At 53.3% G+C, this 17,523-nt stretch carries 16 protein-coding genes; 13 read left to right on the forward strand and 3 right to left on the reverse strand.

Annotated features, from left to right (window positions below):
• Positions 1–9: 9 nt before the first annotated feature.
• Positions 10–1,659, forward strand: coding sequence for a chaperonin GroEL (gene groL / locus B5D23_RS00170; protein ID WP_078683370.1), 1,650 nt, complete (start codon positions 10–12; stop codon positions 1,657–1,659).
• Between the two features lie 18 nt (positions 1,660–1,677).
• Here groL and B5D23_RS14965 read toward each other — a convergent pair whose 3' ends face one another.
• On the reverse strand, positions 1,678–1,815 hold the full coding sequence (locus tag B5D23_RS14965) for a hypothetical protein (RefSeq protein ID WP_159445857.1): 138 nt from the start codon (positions 1,813–1,815) through the stop codon (positions 1,678–1,680).
• Between B5D23_RS14965 and B5D23_RS00175 the strand changes: the two genes are divergently transcribed.
• Positions 1,814–2,083 carry a hypothetical protein gene (locus B5D23_RS00175; RefSeq protein ID WP_078683371.1) on the forward strand — a complete coding sequence of 90 codons (270 nt, stop codon included), beginning with the start codon at positions 1,814–1,816 and terminating at the stop codon, positions 2,081–2,083. The two genes, B5D23_RS14965 and B5D23_RS00175, sit on opposite strands and share 2 nt — an antisense overlap.
• Before the next feature lie 546 nt (positions 2,084–2,629).
• On the opposite strand, the gene B5D23_RS00180 is transcribed toward B5D23_RS00175, so the two are convergent.
• Both B5D23_RS00180 and B5D23_RS00185 read right to left on the reverse strand, forming a co-directional pair.
• On the reverse strand, positions 2,630–3,289 hold the full coding sequence (locus B5D23_RS00180; protein WP_078683372.1) for a nitrite/sulfite reductase domain-containing protein: 660 nt from the start codon (positions 3,287–3,289) through the stop codon (positions 2,630–2,632).
• 30 nt (positions 3,290–3,319) lie between these two features.
• Complete coding sequence (locus B5D23_RS00185) at positions 3,320–3,661, reverse strand: cupin domain-containing protein (RefSeq protein WP_078683373.1); 342 nt, start codon at positions 3,659–3,661, stop codon at positions 3,320–3,322.
• A 186-nt stretch (positions 3,662–3,847) separates the two neighbouring features.
• Here B5D23_RS00185 and B5D23_RS00190 point away from each other — a divergent pair, with 186 nt between their 5' ends.
• The 11 genes from B5D23_RS00190 (at position 3,848) to B5D23_RS00240 (ending at position 17,517) form a co-directional block, all read left to right on the forward strand.
• Positions 3,848–4,342 carry a YajQ family cyclic di-GMP-binding protein gene (locus tag B5D23_RS00190; protein WP_078683374.1) on the forward strand — a complete coding sequence of 165 codons (495 nt, stop codon included), beginning with the start codon at positions 3,848–3,850 and terminating at the stop codon, positions 4,340–4,342.
• A gap of 13 nt (positions 4,343–4,355) precedes the next feature.
• A complete protein-coding gene (abc-f, locus tag B5D23_RS00195) occupies positions 4,356–6,275 on the forward strand; it encodes a ribosomal protection-like ABC-F family protein (RefSeq protein ID WP_078683375.1) in 1,920 nt (639 codons plus the stop codon).
• Positions 6,276–6,745: 470 nt separating this feature from the next.
• A complete protein-coding gene (locus B5D23_RS00200; RefSeq protein ID WP_234985056.1) occupies positions 6,746–9,025 on the forward strand; it encodes an N-acetylmuramoyl-L-alanine amidase in 2,280 nt (759 codons plus the stop codon).
• An 88-nt stretch (positions 9,026–9,113) separates the two neighbouring features.
• Positions 9,114–9,953 carry a response regulator gene (locus B5D23_RS00205; protein WP_078683377.1) on the forward strand — a complete coding sequence of 280 codons (840 nt, stop codon included), beginning with the start codon at positions 9,114–9,116 and terminating at the stop codon, positions 9,951–9,953.
• Between the two features lie 193 nt (positions 9,954–10,146).
• Positions 10,147–11,178 carry a threonine aldolase family protein gene (locus B5D23_RS00210; protein ID WP_078683378.1) on the forward strand — a complete coding sequence of 344 codons (1,032 nt, stop codon included), beginning with the start codon at positions 10,147–10,149 and terminating at the stop codon, positions 11,176–11,178.
• Between the two features lie 49 nt (positions 11,179–11,227).
• A complete protein-coding gene (locus B5D23_RS00215) occupies positions 11,228–11,713 on the forward strand; it encodes an asparaginase domain-containing protein (protein WP_078683379.1) in 486 nt (161 codons plus the stop codon).
• Positions 11,714–12,045: 332 nt separating this feature from the next.
• Positions 12,046–12,852 carry a phosphate ABC transporter substrate-binding protein gene (locus B5D23_RS00220; protein ID WP_431830562.1) on the forward strand — a complete coding sequence of 269 codons (807 nt, stop codon included), beginning with the start codon at positions 12,046–12,048 and terminating at the stop codon, positions 12,850–12,852.
• Between the two features lie 136 nt (positions 12,853–12,988).
• Positions 12,989–13,882: a phosphate ABC transporter permease subunit PstC gene (pstC, locus tag B5D23_RS00225; RefSeq protein WP_078683381.1), complete on the forward strand. Its 894-nt coding sequence runs from the start codon at positions 12,989–12,991 to the stop codon at positions 13,880–13,882.
• Positions 13,883–13,894: 12 nt separating this feature from the next.
• Positions 13,895–14,812: a phosphate ABC transporter permease PstA gene (pstA, locus tag B5D23_RS00230; protein WP_078683382.1), complete on the forward strand. Its 918-nt coding sequence runs from the start codon at positions 13,895–13,897 to the stop codon at positions 14,810–14,812.
• Positions 14,813–15,000: 188 nt separating this feature from the next.
• Positions 15,001–15,684: a response regulator gene (locus tag B5D23_RS00235; RefSeq protein WP_078683383.1), complete on the forward strand. Its 684-nt coding sequence runs from the start codon at positions 15,001–15,003 to the stop codon at positions 15,682–15,684.
• Between the two features lie 3 nt (positions 15,685–15,687).
• Entirely contained in the window at positions 15,688–17,517 is a 1,830-nt protein-coding gene (locus B5D23_RS00240) for a sensor histidine kinase (RefSeq protein ID WP_078683384.1), read from the forward strand.
• Positions 17,518–17,523: the final 6 nt, after the last annotated feature.

Consider the following 17,523-nt stretch of genomic DNA (forward strand, 5'->3'; position numbering starts at 1 on the left):
GAGATCCAAATGGCCAAAGAGATTCTTTTTGACGCCAAAGTTCGTGAAAAAATGAAGAACGGTGTTGACACCCTCGCCAACGCCGTCAAGGTTACCCTTGGACCCAAGGGCCGTAACGTTGTTATCGAAAAGTCTTTCGGTTCCCCGATCATCACCAAGGACGGCGTGACCGTTGCCAAGGAAGTCGAGATCGAAGACAAGTTCGAGAACATGGGCGCTCAGATGGTTAAGGAAGTTGCTTCCAAGACTTCTGACGTTGCTGGTGACGGTACCACTACCGCTACCGTTCTGGCTCAGGCTATCTTCCACGAAGGCGTTAAGCTCGTGACCGCTGGTCGTAGCCCCATGGGCATCAAGCGCGGCGTTGACAAGGCTGTTGCTGCTCTGAACGAAGAGCTGGCAAAGCTTGCCAAGCCTACCCGCGACCAGAAAGAGATCGCTCAGGTTGGCACCATCTCCGCCAACAACGACGCTACCATTGGTAACATCATTGCTGAGGCCATGAACAAGGTCGGCAAAGAGGGCGTCATCACTGTTGAAGAAGCTAAGGGCCTCGAGACCACTCTGGATGTCGTTGAAGGCATGCAGTTCGACCGTGGCTACCTCTCTCCCTACTTCGTGACCAATCCTGAGAAGATGATCTGCGAAATGGAAGAGCCTCTTATCCTCATCCACGAGAAGAAAATTTCCAACATGAAGGATCTGCTGCCTTGCCTCGAGCAGGTTGCCAAGATGTCCAAGCCCCTCGTCATCATTGCTGAAGACGTCGACGGCGAAGCTCTGGCTACCCTCGTTGTGAACAAGCTCCGCGGCATCCTGAATGTTGTTGCTATCAAGGCTCCTGGCTTTGGTGAGCGCCGCAAGGAAATGCTCAAGGACATCGCCATCCTTACCGGTGGTCAGGTTGTCTCCGAAGACCTCGGCCTCAAGCTCGAGAACGTCAGCGTGAACGACCTCGGTACCGCTAAGCGCGTTGTTATCGACAAGGAAAACACCACCATCGTTGACGGTGCTGGCGAAGCCGAAAACATCAAAGCTCGCGTTGCTCAGCTCCGCGCTCAGATCGACGAGACTTCCTCCGACTACGATCGCGAAAAGCTCCAGGAGCGCCTCGCTAAGATCGTTGGCGGTGTCGCAGTCATCAACGTCGGCGCTGCTACCGAGACCGAGATGAAAGAAAAGAAAGCTCGTGTCGAAGACGCTCTGAACGCTACCCGCGCTGCTGTCGAAGAGGGCATCGTCCCCGGCGGTGGTGTGGCTCTCGTCCGCTGCTCCAAGGTCCTCGAAAAGGTTACCCCCGCAGACGACGACGAAGCTTCCGGCGTGGCTATCATTGCCCGCGCTATCGAAGAGCCTCTCCGCATGATCGCTAACAACGCTGGCCTCGAAGGCTCCATCGTTGTTGAAAAGGTCCGTGACAACAAGGACGGCTTTGGTTTCAACGCCGCTTCCTGCGAGTACGAAGACCTCATCAAGGCCGGTGTCATCGATCCTAAGAAGGTGACCCGTACCGCTCTTCAGAATGCTGCTTCCGTGGCTGGCCTCCTGCTGACCACCGAGTGCGCAATCGTTGAGAAGCCCGACGATAAGGGCGCTGCTATGCCCGCTATGCCCGCAGGTGGCATGGGCGGCATGGGCGGAATGGGCGGCATGATGTAATTCATCCGTCTTCCGCATCTACTGCGAAAGCTCAAGGGCCGTCCCCAAAAAGGACGGCCCTTTTTTTGCCCCGTCACCTGCCCCGCCTGTCTGGCCTTTCTCTTCAAAAATCGGTACGTATCCAGCAACGTCGCAACCTAAAAAAGGTACAGGCATGTTTAAACTCTTCGTCATCATACTGTTTCTTGTCTGGTTCCTCGGCCTCTTTCTTGGCAAAAAACACCGACTTATTCGCAGTACTTCACAGCTCATCCAGCTCATACTCTGGGGAGCGTTTAGCTTTCTCGGAACAACGGGCATCCCCCGCTCAGACTTTTTTCAGGGACGCTCCGTTGGCCTCGCCCTCGCTATCCTCACTTGGATCGCCTTCTCCTTTTGGCTCTCTCGCTTCCTCGTTCAAAAACTCGACCGCCGTGCTCGGTAGCACCGGATAGGCGAGTGGGTGAAATTGGGGCCTGCCCCAGCGCGTTAGCGCTGGATGGGTGGGTGGGGGAAGATGGGGGCGCTGCCCCCAAACCCCCGCGTAAGGGAATGATTCCCTTACGTATCCTCATCGAGTTTAAAAGCCGTGCAAGCTTCGCTTGCACGGCTTTTAAACTTGTTGGGGCTGCCTAAAGCGGCTTCTTTCTCTTTCCCGTGCGTTGCCACCATTTTCTTTCTGAACGCGAGCGTTCAAAAAGAAAGGGTTGGAGCGCAAAGAAAAAGAACACACGCTTAGTTAATTAGGCCGAAAAAAAGGGGCCGGATGAAGGGGAAAGCCAACGGCTTTCACTCATCCGGCCCCTTTTATTTCGGGCGAAATCGGGATTCCCAAGGGCCTCGTCCTTGGGCGGGGTCAAGGGGCGGCGCCCCTTGCAGAGGTGCGGGGACAGAGTCCCCGCCCACCCTAGGCCCCTTGCAGGGTTTGGGGCAGCGCCCCAATAAAACTGCGCCCCTTGCAGGGGTGCGGGGACAGAGTCCCCGCCCACACTTATAAGACTGCGGCCTTGATGACGTCGATTCCGACGCGGTCGACGAATTTTGAAGAGCGCTCGCGCTTGCGGGCGTTTTCTTTGTAATAAGAGAGGAGCTTGTCGATGAGTGCGACGAGTTCCTCGCGAGAGATATCCTCAGCAATGACGTCGGCAATACGGGGGTTGAGACCTGCAATGCCGCCAAAGGTGAGGGTAAAGCCTTTGGCAGAGCCGTAGACACCGATGTCGCGGACTTTGCCTTCGGCACAGGAGAGGGGGCAGCCGGAGATACCGAATTTAACCTTGGCGGGGAAGTCGACGCCGAGGTATTTTTCTTCGAGTTCCTGACCGAGTCCGAGACTGTCCTGCTTGCCGAATTTACAGACGGCAGTTCCGGGGCAGGCCTGCACATAGTGGACACAGAGTTCGGTAGCGCGACCGATGTCACGTCCGAGGGCGTCCCAAATGGGGTCGATCTGGTCTTCTGTCATGCCGACGAGGGCGAGACGCTGGCCGGAGGTGATTTTGACGATGGGGATCTTGTATTCTTTGACGACGTTGAGAATGCGCTCAAGGTATTCGGCGTTGAGCATACCCATTGGGGTACGGGGGACGATTGCGTAGGTTTCTTTGTCGCGCTGGAGGATTGCTCCGTCTGGTGCAGATTTCGGGGCCATTACTCTCTCCTTTGAGGGTGGATTTTTTCGTTAGGGGGTCACAACGGTAAGCAGCATCTGAAAAGGCTGCTCGGCGCGCAACGCGTGCGGCTCACCTGCGGGCATTACTATACTTTGGCCAGCCTGTACCGTGTGTTCGACGCCATTAATAGTAATAATAGCTATTCCGTCAAGTACTTGTACAAGGGCATCACCGTGAGCCGTGTGAGCCGAAAGGCCTTCGCCCTGGGCAAAGGCAAAAAGAGTTACAGTAATATTGGGCATCTGAACGATGCTTCGGCTGATGACCTGACCTTCTGAATATTCAATAAGTTCCCGAAGGTCGTGGACGGTGGCAAAATCTATGTTGCGCATTGCATGAGGCTGCGTCATGGTTTTTCTCCTTTTTTGCGTTCTGTTTTATCATATATACGGAGAAAATTCGTGTTTGACTTTGATGCACGTCAAAAAAGGGTGGAAATGATTATTGGGGGGTGAGCTTTACAAGCTTGCTTGAAAATCTTTATGAACTGCGGACCAGATATTTTTTTATGAATACCAAGAAGGAGACAGTTGCTTATGGCATCTTTTGACATCGTAAGCCGTGTAGATATGCAGGAAGTGGATAACGCCGTGAATAACGTGCTGAAAGAAGTCGCAACTCGCTACGATTTCCGTGGTGTAACCACTGAGGTGAGCCTGAACCGAAAGGACGGGATCATTAATATCGTGACGGGTGACGAGATGAAGATCAAGGCACTGCGCGAAATGCTGATTTCCCATTTCACACGCCGCAAGGTAGATTCCCGTGTTTTGGAGTTCAAGGACCCCGAAGGGACTTCTCTTGGCGCTCTCAAACAGGAAGTTCGCATTCTTCAGGGCATTGAGAAAGATCAGGCCAAGAAGATTGTAAAATTTATTAAGGACCTGAAACTGAAAAAAATTCAGGCATCCATTCAGGACGATCAGGTCCGAGTGCAGGGCAAGCAGATTGACGAGCTTCAGGCTGTTATTCAGGAGCTTCAGGCGAGCAAGATTGAGCTGCCTCTGCAGTTTATCAACATGAAGCGGTAGCGGGGTTTATGACGTGGCGCTTTTGAGTCTCCGCGACATCCGGCTGGCCTTTTCTGACCATCCGGTGCTCGACGGTGTTGGAATGCAGATTGAAGAAGGGGAGAGGGTTTGCCTTGTTGGCCGTAATGGCGAGGGCAAGTCTTCTCTGATGCGCATTGTCTGTGGCGAGATGAAGGCTGACGGGGGCGAAGTCCTTGTGAGCAAGGGCACTCGAATTGCACGACTTTCGCAGGACGTTCCGCAGGATATTGAGGGGCGGGTCTTTGATGTTGTTGCTGCTGGAATCGGTGATATGGGCACGGCACTGTCGGCCTACCGCCGGGCAGTTGCGGCCGTGGAAAAAGACGCCTCACAAATGCCGGAGCTGGAAAACGCACAGCAGGCTGTTGATGCAAGCGGTGGCTGGGAGTCGTACCAGACCGTTGAGACTGTGCTGTCCCGATTGAAACTGGACGCCGACGCGGAATTCTCTGCCTTGTCTGGCGGCCTGAAACGCCGGGTCATGCTGGCGCGAGCCTTGGCAAGCGACCCGGATGTGCTGCTTTTGGACGAGCCGACCAACCATTTGGACATTGAGTCTATTACATGGCTGGAAGATTTTCTTTTGCGCCACGTCAAGACGCTGTTTTTTGTGACCCATGACCGCGCACTGCTGCGGCGTCTGGCAACGCGAATAGTGGAGCTGGACCGGGGACATATCTCGGACTGGAGCTGTGACTACGATACGTACCTTGTGCGCAAGGAAGAGCTGCTTCATGCTGAGGAAAAAGAGTGGGAACGCTTTGAGATCAAGCTGGCCGAAGAAGAGGTCTGGCTGAGAAAGGGCGTTACTGCACGACGTCACCGAAATCAGGGCCGTCTGCGCGACCTGCATAAGATGCGGGAGCAGCGGCAAAAGCGGCGTTACCGTCCGGGGCTGGCCAAAATGCAGCTCCAGGAAGGCGGGCTGTCCGGAAAGCTGGTTGCGGAGGCGGAAAATATATCTTTGAGTTTTGGCGAGCACAAAATTTTTACAGATTTTTCTGCGGCAATTATGCGTGGCGACCGGGTGGGCATTATTGGCCCAAACGGTGCGGGCAAAACAACCCTGCTGCGGGTGCTTCTGGGCGAGCTGACGCCAGACGCTGGCTCTGTGCGACTGGGAACCAAGCTCGAGGTTGCGTACTTTGACCAGCTCCGCAGCGTGCTGGACCCAGATGTTCGAGCCTACGAAGCTGTTGCCGAGGGCAATGACTGGGTGACGATTGACGGGCGAAGAAAGCACGTCATGGGCTATTTGCAGGACTTTTTGTTCTCCCGCGACCGGGCGCGAACCAAGGTTCATGCTTTGTCGGGTGGCGAGCGAAACCGCCTGCTTTTGGCCAAGCTTTTTACTCAGCCCGCAAACGTGCTGGTGCTTGACGAACCCACAAACGACCTTGATGCAGAGACACTTGATCTGCTGGAAGAACTGCTGATGCAGTACTCAGGGACCGTTATTGTCGTGAGCCATGACCGTGCATTTTTGAATAACGTGGTGACATCCACCATTGCCTTTGATGATGACGGGGAAGTTCGCGAATACGTTGGCGGCTATGATGACTGGCAGCGCCAGCGCAGTACCTATGCTGATGAGGCGCAGGAGGCTCCAAAGCCTGCAAAGAAGCGTGAGCGAGTACGTGCTGATGGGAAGCGAAAGCTGAGCTTTGGCGAAAAGCGCGAGCGTGACCAGTTGCAGGAAGAGCTTGATGCGCTTCCGCAAAAGCTGGAAGAGCTGGAGGCACGGCAGGAAGAGTTGGGCAAAAAGCTGGAAGATCCTGATTTTTATGGTCGAGATCCTCAGGGCTTTGCCAGCTGTTCCGAAGAGCTGGAAGGGCTTTCTCCTCAGCTTGATGCCTTGCTGGAACGCTGGGAAGTCATTGAAGCCCGGCTTGCTGAGCTTGTCGAAGACTAGAGTTTTTTTTGAGCAAAGGCCTGCTTCATTATGAAGTGGGTCTTTTTTTGTGGGGAAAAAAGAAAATTGACGCGGAAAGAATATATGCTTTCGTAAAGAAAGAAAAAAAGCAGAGGAATGAGGGAGGCTGGAGAGTGCTTTGAGGCTGTGCGGAAAAGCTTTGGGGCTGGCCTTGAGGAATGCTGCCGCAACCCAAGACGTGCACAGCGTTGGAAAAAAAGTTCAGACCCTGTATCATGGCTGGTGAGGCTGGAACATGCGATGTGCAGACAGGGGGTTCAACGCGAGGAGACACCTGTCAGGACTTGCAGAAATGTGTCTATGCCGGATATGTACTATGCAATTTGAATGACTTGTGCGTCTTTCACGGGCCGGGTCGCTCTCTTCTTTACCTGATAACCCCAGCGGTATTCATGCACATACACCCCTACAGACTGCCCTTCGCGGAAAGAAAGAAAACAGTATTTTTGATGCTGCTTTTTTCCGTGTTCTGTTTCTTTTTTTCTTTTCAGTCCTCGGCACAGGCTGCAACACAGGCCAAAATGTATCAGGAGGCTGTGGCCCAGTTCCAGCGTGTGGAAAAATCATCATCCCTGTCCAAGCGCCGGGACATGTGGACGAGTGTCCATTCCCGTTTTAAGCGTGTTCTGAGCAAGAACCCTTCAAGTTCTTATGCTCCAAAAGCGTTATATTTTATGGCACGCTCCTACGAAGAGCTGGCCAGAAATTCATGGCTGAAGCGCGATGCCCGTACTGCGGTTGACGCGTATCAGCGGGCCGAAAACCGTTTCTCAAGAAATCATAGCTGGGCCGATGACTGTCTGTATCGTAAGGCAATGCTTCGGTATGAGCGCCTGAATGATGCGGGTGGTGCGGCCAAAGATTTACAGCTGTTGCTGCAACGCTACCCCGGAGGGGACAAGGCGCGTGACGCCCGGCAGACCCTGGCAATGCTGGCAAAAAAAGGTGTGCCAGAGGCCAGAATAAAGGCTGCGCGGCGACCTTCTCCACCCCGGTCCATGATTCCTGATTCGCGGGTGCCTCGCTCTGTGCGCACCGTGTATGACGAGGCTGTGGACAGGCTCAAGGGATTTCGGCGTTCCAAAAGCGTGACGCGGGATGACTGCCTGCGTTTGGCGCGAGTCTTTGATGCCCTTGGAGAAAAACGTGGAGCGGGGCTGTATGCACCGCGTTCGCTGTATCACAGCGGGCAGACGTATGAAGAGCTGGGCAAACGCTCTGGACGGCGGGATGATTTTGAAGAGGCTGTGGTGCGCTACCAGCGTGCTTTTGACAGCTTTCCGGCGTCAAATAGCTGGCGGGATGATTGTCTGTACCGCAAGGCATATGTTTCGTATACCTACCTGAAAAAAGAAGATCAGGCTTATGCTGACCTGATTGAACTCAAAAGAAATTTCCCTCACGGCGACATGGTGGCAAATGCCAATGCCATGCTGCGAAAGATGGACCGCCCAACACGCGTTGCCTCTGCGAAAACATCGCAAAAGAGTGTGGCATCTGTTGCGGTGTTCAAGCAGCCTCGCCGTCGGGTGCGCACAACGGGAATTGCGCGACTCACGGACATTCGGCACCGCAGTGGTGATACCTACACCCGTGTGGTTCTGGATCTGGACCGGGAAATCAATTTTGAAGACCATACGCTTGCCCCCGACCCAAAGCATGGCAAGATGCATCGCCTTTTTGTTGACCTCGAAAAAACGCGGCTTGGGAAAGACCTTGCTGCCCGCGTCATGGTCAAGGATGGCATCCTGAATGGTGTCCGGGCTGGTCAGAATGATTCCAGCACGGCGCGTGTGGTTTTTGATTTTCAGTCCATGCAGAAATATCACATGTTTACGCTCCAGAATCCTTTTCGGATTGTGGTCGACGTGTACGGTGATGGTGATAGTCCTGCTCCAGCCGTGGTGACACACGCCGCAGCAAAGAAGCTGCCGCCTGTGAAGCGGGATCACAAGCCAACATACAAGGAACGAAAAGTTGCGTCTGATGTTTTGGCGCAGCTTGGCATGACATTTAAGACCATCATGATTGATGCCGGGCATGGCGGGATTGATCCCGGTGCGCTGGATAAAGTCTGGTGGAAGGACAAGCGCGGTCGCAAGCACTGGAAAATTCGGACCCGGGAAAAAGAAGTAGCGCTCAAGGCTGCAAAAATTCTGGGAAAGAAATTTGAGAGAAAAGGGTACCGGGTGCTGTACACCCGAACCACAGACTATAAAGTGCAGCTCGAAGACCGTGCTATGGCGGCGAACATTAAGAAAGCTGACCTGTTTATCTCTTTGCACTGCAATGCAAACAGAAAAGCGTCTGTCCGAGGCTTTGAGACATATTACCTTGGCAAGGCCCGGAACAATATTGTTCTGCGACTGGCTGCCAAGGAAAATAATGTCGACCCTGTACGCATTTCCGACACGCAGAAAATCGTTCTCGATTTGGTGAACAGCTTTAAGATGAAGGAATCACGAGAGCTGGCAACGCTGGTTCAAAAGCGCTGCGTCACTGGTCTGCGGCGGCATTATCGCGGAATCAAGGACCACGGAGCCAGAGGGGCACCGTTCTTTGTTTTGGTAGGAGCGCGAATGCCTGCAATTCTTGTGGAAATGGGGTACATTACAAACCCGACAGAGGTGAAGCTTTTGCGGAGTACTACGTATCTTGAACGTGTCGCTGATGGCATTGTTCAGGGCGTTGAAGATTACCGCAAATCGCTTTCCAGAGTTGGTCGGTAAAACTGTCCGTCGAGTCCGTAGATAACAGTAATTCACCCCGGTGGCCTTGTGCTGCCGGGGGTTGCCACGTTTGTGGCAGGGAGAATTTATGAGCGAGCAGACTGTAAAGGATGTGGCCATGCGGGTGCTGGTAATTGAGGATAGCCATGTGCAGGCGAAGATTGTTTCGCGGCACATTGAAGGGCTGACGAATTTTACCACTGTATGGGCTTCGACACTGGAAGAAGCTGCCGAAATCATAAGCGCACAGCGGGATGAACTGTTTGCTGCTGTGGTTGATCTGAACTTGCCAGATGCTCCGGACGGGGAGGCTGTGGACCTGACAATGGCCGCGCACCTGCCGAGCATTGTGCTGACTGCGACCTTCCATGATGAAGTGCGTGATTCGCTTCTGGAGCGCAATGTCGCGGACTATGTGCTCAAGGAGAGCATGGTGGTGCTGGATAGCGTTGTGGATGGTCTGTCTCGGCTTTTCCGTAACCAGTTTATTCAGGCTTTGGTGGTGGATGACTCCAGAGCTGCCAGAAATGTGGTCCGAAATCTTTTGTCCTGCCAGAATTTTCAGGTGCTGGAGGCCGCAAATGGAGCTGAGGCCCTTGCGCTGGTGGAGCAGAGCAAAGGACAGGTCAAGGTTGTGGTTACGGACTGGGAAATGCCAGAGATGGACGGCTTTGCCCTGTGCAGCGCTCTGAGAAAAAAATACTGCAAGCGTGAGCTGGCTATTGTGGGTATTTCTGGCGCTGGCGGTACTGCCATGACCGCGAAGTTTTTGAAGCTCGGAGCCAATGACTTTTTGGCGAAACCGTTTTCCGCAGAGGAATTTTCGTGGCGGGTGAACCAGACGGTAGAAATGATGGAGCTTATCCAGAAACTTAATGAGTGCAACCAGCAGTTGAAGCACAGTGCACTGGCTGGAGCTTCGGCCTAGTTTTTTGCGTGATTTCTCCCTTTTGGACAGGGTGCGGCAAAGATGACGCTGTACTTTGTGCACGGTTTTCCCTGCGCCCGCAGCTGACGTTAGGCTGCGTTTTGTGCTGCACCCTGTGCTTGTACAGTCTTCTCTCGACTTTTGACGAACCCTTGGATATGCCCGTTTTGCATATGAGAAAGGGAGGAACAGTATGCGTTGTGACAAAGCTCTTGGAAGCGACAATTATTCAGGAATTCATCCTGTAATTTTGGAAGCCATCACCGCCGCGAATGTCGGCCACGTGCATGGCTACGGAGATGATGATTTTTCGGCTGCCGCTGTTGAAGATTTCCGCAAGGAATTTGGCGAAGGCGTCGAAGTCTTTTTTGTTTTCAATGGCACAGGATGCAACGTGACAGCCCTCGCCGCAATGCTTCGTCCCTACGAAGGCATTGTCTGCGCAGACTGCGCGCACATTAATGTTGCCGAAACGGGCGCACCAGAGCGGATTTTGAGCGCAAAGCTCATGCCGTGCCCGTCCACTGATGCCAAGCTGACAGTGGCGGACGTCGAGACGCAGCTTGCTGGGCTGGGTAATCCCCATGCCGTGCAGCCCGCTGTGCTTTCTCTGTCGCAGGCCACCGAACTTGGGACGGTGTACAGCCCCGAAGAACTGCGGGAACTGACGGATTTTGCGCACGACAAGGGAATGCTTGTCCATATGGACGGTGCCCGAATCAGCAATGCTGCTGCGGCGCTTGGTGTTTCCCTTCGAGAAGCTGCCACTGGCGTTGATGTTTTGTCTTTTGGCGGAACAAAAAATGGCCTGATGTGTGGCGAAGCCATTGTCTTTTTGAATCCGGCATTGGCAGAAAATTTCTTTATGATTCGCAAGCAGTGCAATCAGCTCCCAAGCAAAATGCGCTTTATTTCTGCGCAGTTTAGCGCTTTTCTGAAAGATGAGCTGTGGCGGTCTTCCGCACAGCAGGCCAATGACATGGCCGCTCTTCTTGCCAAAGAGGCTGCGACTGTTCCGGGCATTGAAATCATTGCCCCGGTTGAGAGCAATCAGGTTTTTGCCAAGTTGCCCGCCGAGCACATCGAAGCCCTGCAGGAACGGATGTTCTTTTATGTCTGGAACGAAAAAGAGGGTTCTGTGCGCTGGGTCTGTTCCTTTGACACCACCGCAGAAGAAATTCACAGCTTCGTGAAGGACATGCGGCGGATTATTACTGGCTCCTAAGACCATATGAGAGTGGCAGGGCGTGTGTCCTGCTTCTGGAGGACGTGCCATGATTCGTATTCTCGTGACCGGTGGAACACTGGACAAGGAATATAATCAGCTTGATGGCGAGCTTGTTTTTACCAAGACGCACATCACAGACATCCTGAGGCAGGCCAAGTGCACGGCACAGGTGTCCATTGAAACCGTGATGCTCAAGGACAGCCTGCACATGAGTGATGCTGACCGTGAGTGCATTCTGGAGCGGGTGAAAGCCTGCCCGGAAGACAAGGTCGTGATAACGCACGGAACAGATACGATGCCAGAAACAGCGGCCTTTCTGGGGCAGCAGCTTTCTGGAAAAACCGTTGTCCTGCTTGGGGCGATGGTTCCGTATTCCTTTGTGAACTCCGACGCCCTGTTTAATTTGGGCTGTGCCTTTTCCGCTGTTCAGCTTTTGCCCGAAGGTGCCTACATCACCATGAATGGAAAAATCTTTTCGTGGGATAATGTGCGCAAGAATCGGCAAAAGGGAGAGTTTGAAACTCTGGACTAGCCGTTCACAGCAAAAAAAAATGACGACCCGGCAGGAAACTGCCGGGTTTTTTTGCGCCCAAAAGACGCGTTTTTTTTGACACGATTCTGTCACATTGCGGCAGTTTCTCTTGTCAGACAAGAACTTGCCCCCGACATGATTTAGACACAAAGAGATGCTATAAAATGGGAGCGAAGCCTTTTGTTTCGGGCCTTCCCGGCAGTTTTGAAAAGTGAATTTGTCACAGAGTTAGCGAATGCCTGTCACAGTGCTGTCACAGAAGGCTCATAGAACCCTCTTCAAACGTCGTGGCTGTATTTTTTTTGTAATTTTTGGAGGAAAAAATAATGCGCATGAAGCATTTTGTTCTGACTGCTCTTGTGGCGTTGTCCATGGTTTCCACTGCCTTTGCTGGTAACCTGAATGTGAAAGGCTCCACCACTGTTCTGCCCATCATGCAGAAGGCTGTTGAGGCATATCAGGCAGCTCATCCAGACATGGGGATTTCTGTTTCTGGCGGCGGCTCCGGCAATGGCATCAAGGCCATCATCGACGGAACCACTGACGTGGCGATGTCTTCCCGCTTCATCAAGCAGAAGGAAGTCAAACGCGCAGTTGAAAATGGCGCATACCCCGTTCCCTTTGCCGTTGGTATCGACGCACTGCTTCCTGTTGTGCACCCCTCCAACGCAGTCAAAGACCTCACTCTTGCTCAGCTCAAGAGCATCTACAAAGGCGAAATCAAAAACTGGAAGGAACTTGGCGGCGCTGACAAGCCCATCGTTGTGATTTCCCGTGATTCCTCCTCTGGAACCTACGAGACCTGGGAAGGTCTGGTTATGAACAAGGAACGCGTTTCTCCCCGCGCTCTGCTTCAGGCGTCCAACGGTGCAGTTGTTCAGGCTGTATCCAAGAACAAAAACGCCATCGGCTACATTGGCATTGGCTATCTCAACGATTCTCTCAAGGCCCTGTCGGTCGGCGGTGTTGAAGGCAACGCAGAGACTGCCGTTTCTGGCAAGTTCCCGATTTCCCGCTCCCTGTTTGTCTTTACGCAGGGCTGGCCCACTGGCGAAACGCAGGCTTTCATCAAGTTCCTCCTGCATCCAAAGAAAGGGCAGAAGTACGTTGGCGAAGCAGGCTACATCCCGCTGTATTAGTCAGCCTGTCTGAACGGTTTTTGCCAGAAGAAACGTTAAGAAAAGCGCCTCTGCCATCACGGTAGGGGCGCTATTGAGAGCATCTGATACGTGATTTTTTGGGGCAGACGTCCCACAAAGAGGAAAAGAGACGCGTATGGGTCTTCAACGAAAAAGCAGGGAAAAATTGATTCACAGGAGCTTTTTGCTCATTGCGATGACGTCAATTGTTGTCCTTGCCCTGATTGTGTTTTTTTTGTTCATGGAAGGTCTTCCCATTTTTCAGGAATACCCCGTGGCCAAATTTTTCTTTGGGCTGGAGTGGTATCCTACTTCGGACCCTGCTGATTTTGGTATTTTTACGCTGCTTGTCGGCTCCATCGCTGTCACCGTCGTCTCGTCGGTGATTGCCATTCCCCTTGGAGTCATGACCGCTATTTATCTCGCAGAGATCGCCTCTTACCGGGTGCGTAATATCGTCAAGCCTACTGTGGAAATGCTTGCCGCCTTGCCCTCGGTCGTTATCGGCTTTTTCGGTATGGTCGTGTTTGCGCCGTTCCTGCAGGAAACCTTTAACGTCGCAACGGGCCTGAACCTGCTGAATGCCGGTGTCATGTTGGCATTTATGAGTGTCCCGACCATTTGTTCCATTTCGGAGGACGCTATTTTTAGCGTGCCCAAGGAACTCAAGGAAGCATCGCTTGCCCTTGGCGCCACGCACTGTGAAACCATTTTTAAGGTCATTTTGCCTGCCAGCCTGTCGGGTATTTCCACGGCGGTCATTCTGGGCATGTCCCGCGCTATTGGTGAGACAATGGTCGTGCTGATGGTCGCTGGTGGTGCTGGCCTGATTCCGCTTTCGATTTTTGATCCGGTTCGTCCCATGCCCGCGTCCATTGCTGCGGAAATGGCAGAGGCCCCGTTTCGGGGGGAACACTACCATGCGCTGTTTGCGACCGGTATTGTGCTCTTTGTCTTTACGCTGCTTTTCAACATGATTGCTGACTACCTGGCTGAAAAGCACAAACAGGTCGGCGCTTCAACGCTTTAGGTGAGGGAACGGATGAAGAAGCTTCAGCTGGTTCAAGATGAACCCTGTGGAATCCGGCAGGCGTACTGCCCAAATCCGCAACAGGGGCAGCGAGGACGCAAAGAGCGTGTCTTTTTTGCGCTTTTCCGCTCGGCTTCGGGCGTGAATGCCTTGGCCCTGTTCATCATTTGCGGATTTTTGCTCTGGAATGGTGCCCCGGCCCTGAGCTGGGAATTTTTGACGGCGTTCCCCAGAAATTCCATGACCGAGGGTGGAATTTTCCCCTGTATTGTGGGCACGCTGATTCTGTCCTTTGGCGCTATGGCCGTGGCTTTTCCGCTTGGTGTTGCCTCTGCTGTTTACCTGAATGAATACGCCAGATCCCGAAAGCTCGTGCGCTTTTTGCGCCTTGGCATCAATAACCTTGCTGGTGTGCCTTCGGTTGTATTTGGCCTCTTTGGGCTGGCTTTTTTTGTGACCGTCCTGAAAATGGGCGTCAGCATTGTATCTGGCGTACTGACCCTTGCGGTTCTGGTTTTGCCTGTCATCATTGGCACGGCCGAAGAAGCCCTGCGCAATGTGCCGAGCACCTATCGTGAAGCCTCGCTTGGCCTTGGAGCGACCCGCTGGCAGACCATTCGAAGCGTGGTGCTTCCTGCGGCGTTTCCGGGGATGCTGACCGGGGCTATTCTGGCCCTGTCGCGTGCTGCGGGAGAAACCGCAGCCATCATGTTCACTTCTGCCGTGTTCTATACGCCAAAGCTTCCGAATTCGATTTTTGGTGAAGTCATGGCGCTGCCATATCATGTGTATGTTTTGGCTACGGCAGGAACGGAAATCGAAAAAACGCGGCCGCTCCAGTACGGAACAGCGCTTGTGCTGGTTTTGCTGGTTCTTGGAATGAATCTGTTTGCCATTTGGCTTCGGGCCAGACTGCAGAAGAAGCTTTAGCTGCGGGCAGAGGTCGGAGACGATGTTTCAGCCGTACCGCCTCGTATTGATTTTTTGGGAAAATGCCTGCCTTTTCCGGCTTTTCCCTGCGACTCGAACTGTGTAACATGCTGGATGATCAGAAAAGAATATGTATCCTGTGGGAAACTGCATCAGCCTTTATGTTTCATGAATAATCGGGAGAAAACATGTCAACAGAAAGCATTCTGATAGTTGAAGACGATGAAGATATCCTCCAGCTTCTGTCGTTCAATTTTGAATCCGCTGACTTTCTCGTACATACGGCCACAGATGGTCGTGACGGACTTGCAAAGGCTCGCGAACATCATCCCGATCTGGTTCTTCTCGATCTGATGCTGCCGGGCATGGACGGCTTTGCCGTGTGCCGTGAGCTGAAACGGGGCAGTGACACCTCGGAGATTCCGGTCATCATGCTGACCGCCCGGGGGGAAGAAGTGGACCGTATTGTGGGGCTGGAGCTTGGTGCTGACGACTATGTTGTCAAACCATTCAGTTTTCGTGAGCTGATGCTCCGGGTTCGGGCTGTATTGCGCCGTTCCAAGGGAACTGCCCCGGTGCGCTCCACGCTGGAGCGTGAGGGCCTGCGCATCGATCTGGAGGCTCACCGGGTCGACATTGATGGACAGGAAGTGATTTTGACCGCGACGGAATTCAAGCTCCTGTCCGATCTGGTTCAGAGTAGCCCCCGGGTCCGCACCCGCGATCAGCTTCTTTCTTCGGTCTGGGGCTATGAGTTTGAGGGCTATGCCAGAACGGTTGATACGCATGTCCGCCGTCTGCGTCAGAAGCTTGGGAGCAAGGCTGATCTGGTCGAAACCGTGCGTGGAGTTGGCTACCGCTTCAAGGAGTAAGCTGTGTCGGGTTTTTCGTTTCGTACACGTCTCCAGTTTTCCTTTTTTATTGTTGTTTTTATTTCGCTGCTTTTGCCTGCGCTCTACGCAAAAATGATTTTTCAGGGCGATGTGCTGAAAGGGGCAGAAATGAGCGCAGAGCGGGAATTGCGCCTTGCCCGTCAGCTTGTGCTGGCGCATGGAAATTTTGCAAGCGAGGCAGAGATGCAGCGCTGGCTCAATACCCTTGGCGCTCAGCTTGATGTGCGTATGACCTACGTCAGTCGTGGCGGGCGGGTGATTGCTGATTCTGCGGTGACTCCTGAGGAACTGGGAGATTTGGAAAACCACGCCATGCGTCCTGAGTTTTTGCAGGCAGAAAAAGATCAGTACGGGCTGAGCGTTCGCTACAGCTCGACACTTGAGCGGAAGCTTATTTATGCCGCGACACGGATTGACGGGGTGCAGGGGGTGCCAGAGGGCATGCTCCGGCTGGCAATTCCTTTTGCGGATGTGCAGGACCGCCTGACCCGGCTCCAGAAAAATGCTCTTGTTGTTTTGGCTATTGCCCTTGTTCTGGCCTTTGTGCTGAGTCTGGTTCTGTCCCGCTATCTTGCCCGGTCCATGACTGGAATGATTGATGTGGCCAAGGCCATTGGTGACGGGGACTACCAAAAGCGTCTTCGGGTTTTTCCGGGGCGCGAGTTCCGGGAGCTTGGCACGTCCATCAATCAGATGGCGGAGTCTATTGAAAAGCATGTTGAAACCATTCGCAGCCAGTCGCATGAGTTTGAGGCCATTCTCAACGGTATGCACGAAGGCGTGATGGTCCTGAACAAAGAGGGCAGAATCTCTACTGTGAACCCCGCCCTTGCCCGCATTTTCCCCAAGACGGAGAATTTTGTGGACCTTCGGCCTCTGGAAATTGTGCTTTCACCAGAACTTCAGCAGACCTGTGACAGGGCGCTGGATTCCCGGGTGCCAGAGAACTTTTTCTCGCTCCAGATTGAGCCGGAACGTGGACGCATTTATGACGTGGCCGTGGTTCGTCTCCAGTCAGAAAATATGGAGCTTGGTGCCATTGTGGTGTTCCACGACATCAGCGAGCTAAAACGTCTGGAACAGGTGCGACGCGATTTTGTGGCGAATGTGTCCCACGAGCTTCGGACGCCCCTGACGACGATCAGAGGCTATTCCGAAACACTGGTCGATAACAATATGGCCATGAATCCTCAGGCAGAACGCTTTTTGGAAATTATTCTGCGCAACGCCGATCACATGGCAAAAATGGTCGACGATCTTATGAGCCTTGCGCGGCTTGAAGATGGAAGGGAATCTTTCCAGATTCAAAGTATTGATGTGCTGAACGCCGCACGCGAAGCCATTCGGACCTGTGAGCCTCTGGCCCAGAGGGCGGAGATTGATTTCTCTTTGAATTTCCCGGCCGAAGGGCTGCGGGCCGAAGCTGACTTTGACCGCATTGTGCAGGTGTTTAGAAATCTTTTTGAAAACGCTATCCGCTATAGTCCCCTTGGAGAGTGCATAGAGGTTTCTGGCGCATCCTGTGGTGATGGGTTTTTGATGCTGAGTGTGCAGGACTTTGGTCCGGGTGTGCCGCAGGAAGACCGTGAGCGGGTGTTTGAGCGCTTTTATCGGGTAGAAAAGCACAGAACGAAAAAAGGAACGGACAACGGTTCGACAGGGCTTGGACTTGCCATTTGCCGACATATTGTCGAGCGGCATGGTGGTGTTATTCGCACCACAACCCGGCTGGATGGAAAGGGGGGGGCGCGTTTTGAGTTTACTCTGCGCGAGGCCCGTCCAGAAATGCATCACGAAACGACACAGTCCTGACAGGAA

It is taken from the genome of Desulfobaculum bizertense DSM 18034 (assembly GCF_900167065.1).
In the GTDB taxonomy this organism is placed as follows: Bacteria; Desulfobacterota; Desulfovibrionia; order Desulfovibrionales; family Desulfovibrionaceae; genus Desulfobaculum; species Desulfobaculum bizertense.

Coding starts and splice junctions, on each gene's coding strand:
- groL (WP_078683370.1), top strand. CDS start 10: ATGGCCAAAGAGATTCTTTTTGACGCCAAAGTTCGTGAAAAAATGAAG.
- pstA (WP_078683382.1), top strand. CDS start 13,895: ATGAAGAAGCTTCAGCTGGTTCAAGATGAACCCTGTGGAATCCGGCAG.
- B5D23_RS00210 (WP_078683378.1), top strand. CDS start 10,147: ATGCGTTGTGACAAAGCTCTTGGAAGCGACAATTATTCAGGAATTCAT.
- B5D23_RS00235 (WP_078683383.1), top strand. CDS start 15,001: ATGTCAACAGAAAGCATTCTGATAGTTGAAGACGATGAAGATATCCTC.
- B5D23_RS00185 (WP_078683373.1), bottom strand. CDS start 3,661: ATGACGCAGCCTCATGCAATGCGCAACATAGATTTTGCCACCGTCCAC.
- B5D23_RS00200 (WP_234985056.1), top strand. CDS start 6,746: ATGCTGCTTTTTTCCGTGTTCTGTTTCTTTTTTTCTTTTCAGTCCTCG.
- pstC (WP_078683381.1), top strand. CDS start 12,989: ATGGGTCTTCAACGAAAAAGCAGGGAAAAATTGATTCACAGGAGCTTT.
- B5D23_RS00190 (WP_078683374.1), top strand. CDS start 3,848: ATGGCATCTTTTGACATCGTAAGCCGTGTAGATATGCAGGAAGTGGAT.
- B5D23_RS00220 (WP_431830562.1), top strand. CDS start 12,046: ATGAAGCATTTTGTTCTGACTGCTCTTGTGGCGTTGTCCATGGTTTCC.
- B5D23_RS14965 (WP_159445857.1), bottom strand. CDS start 1,815: ATGCCTGTACCTTTTTTAGGTTGCGACGTTGCTGGATACGTACCGATT.
- B5D23_RS00205 (WP_078683377.1), top strand. CDS start 9,114: ATGAGCGAGCAGACTGTAAAGGATGTGGCCATGCGGGTGCTGGTAATT.
- B5D23_RS00215 (WP_078683379.1), top strand. CDS start 11,228: ATGATTCGTATTCTCGTGACCGGTGGAACACTGGACAAGGAATATAAT.
- B5D23_RS00180 (WP_078683372.1), bottom strand. CDS start 3,289: ATGGCCCCGAAATCTGCACCAGACGGAGCAATCCTCCAGCGCGACAAA.
- B5D23_RS00175 (WP_078683371.1), top strand. CDS start 1,814: ATGTTTAAACTCTTCGTCATCATACTGTTTCTTGTCTGGTTCCTCGGC.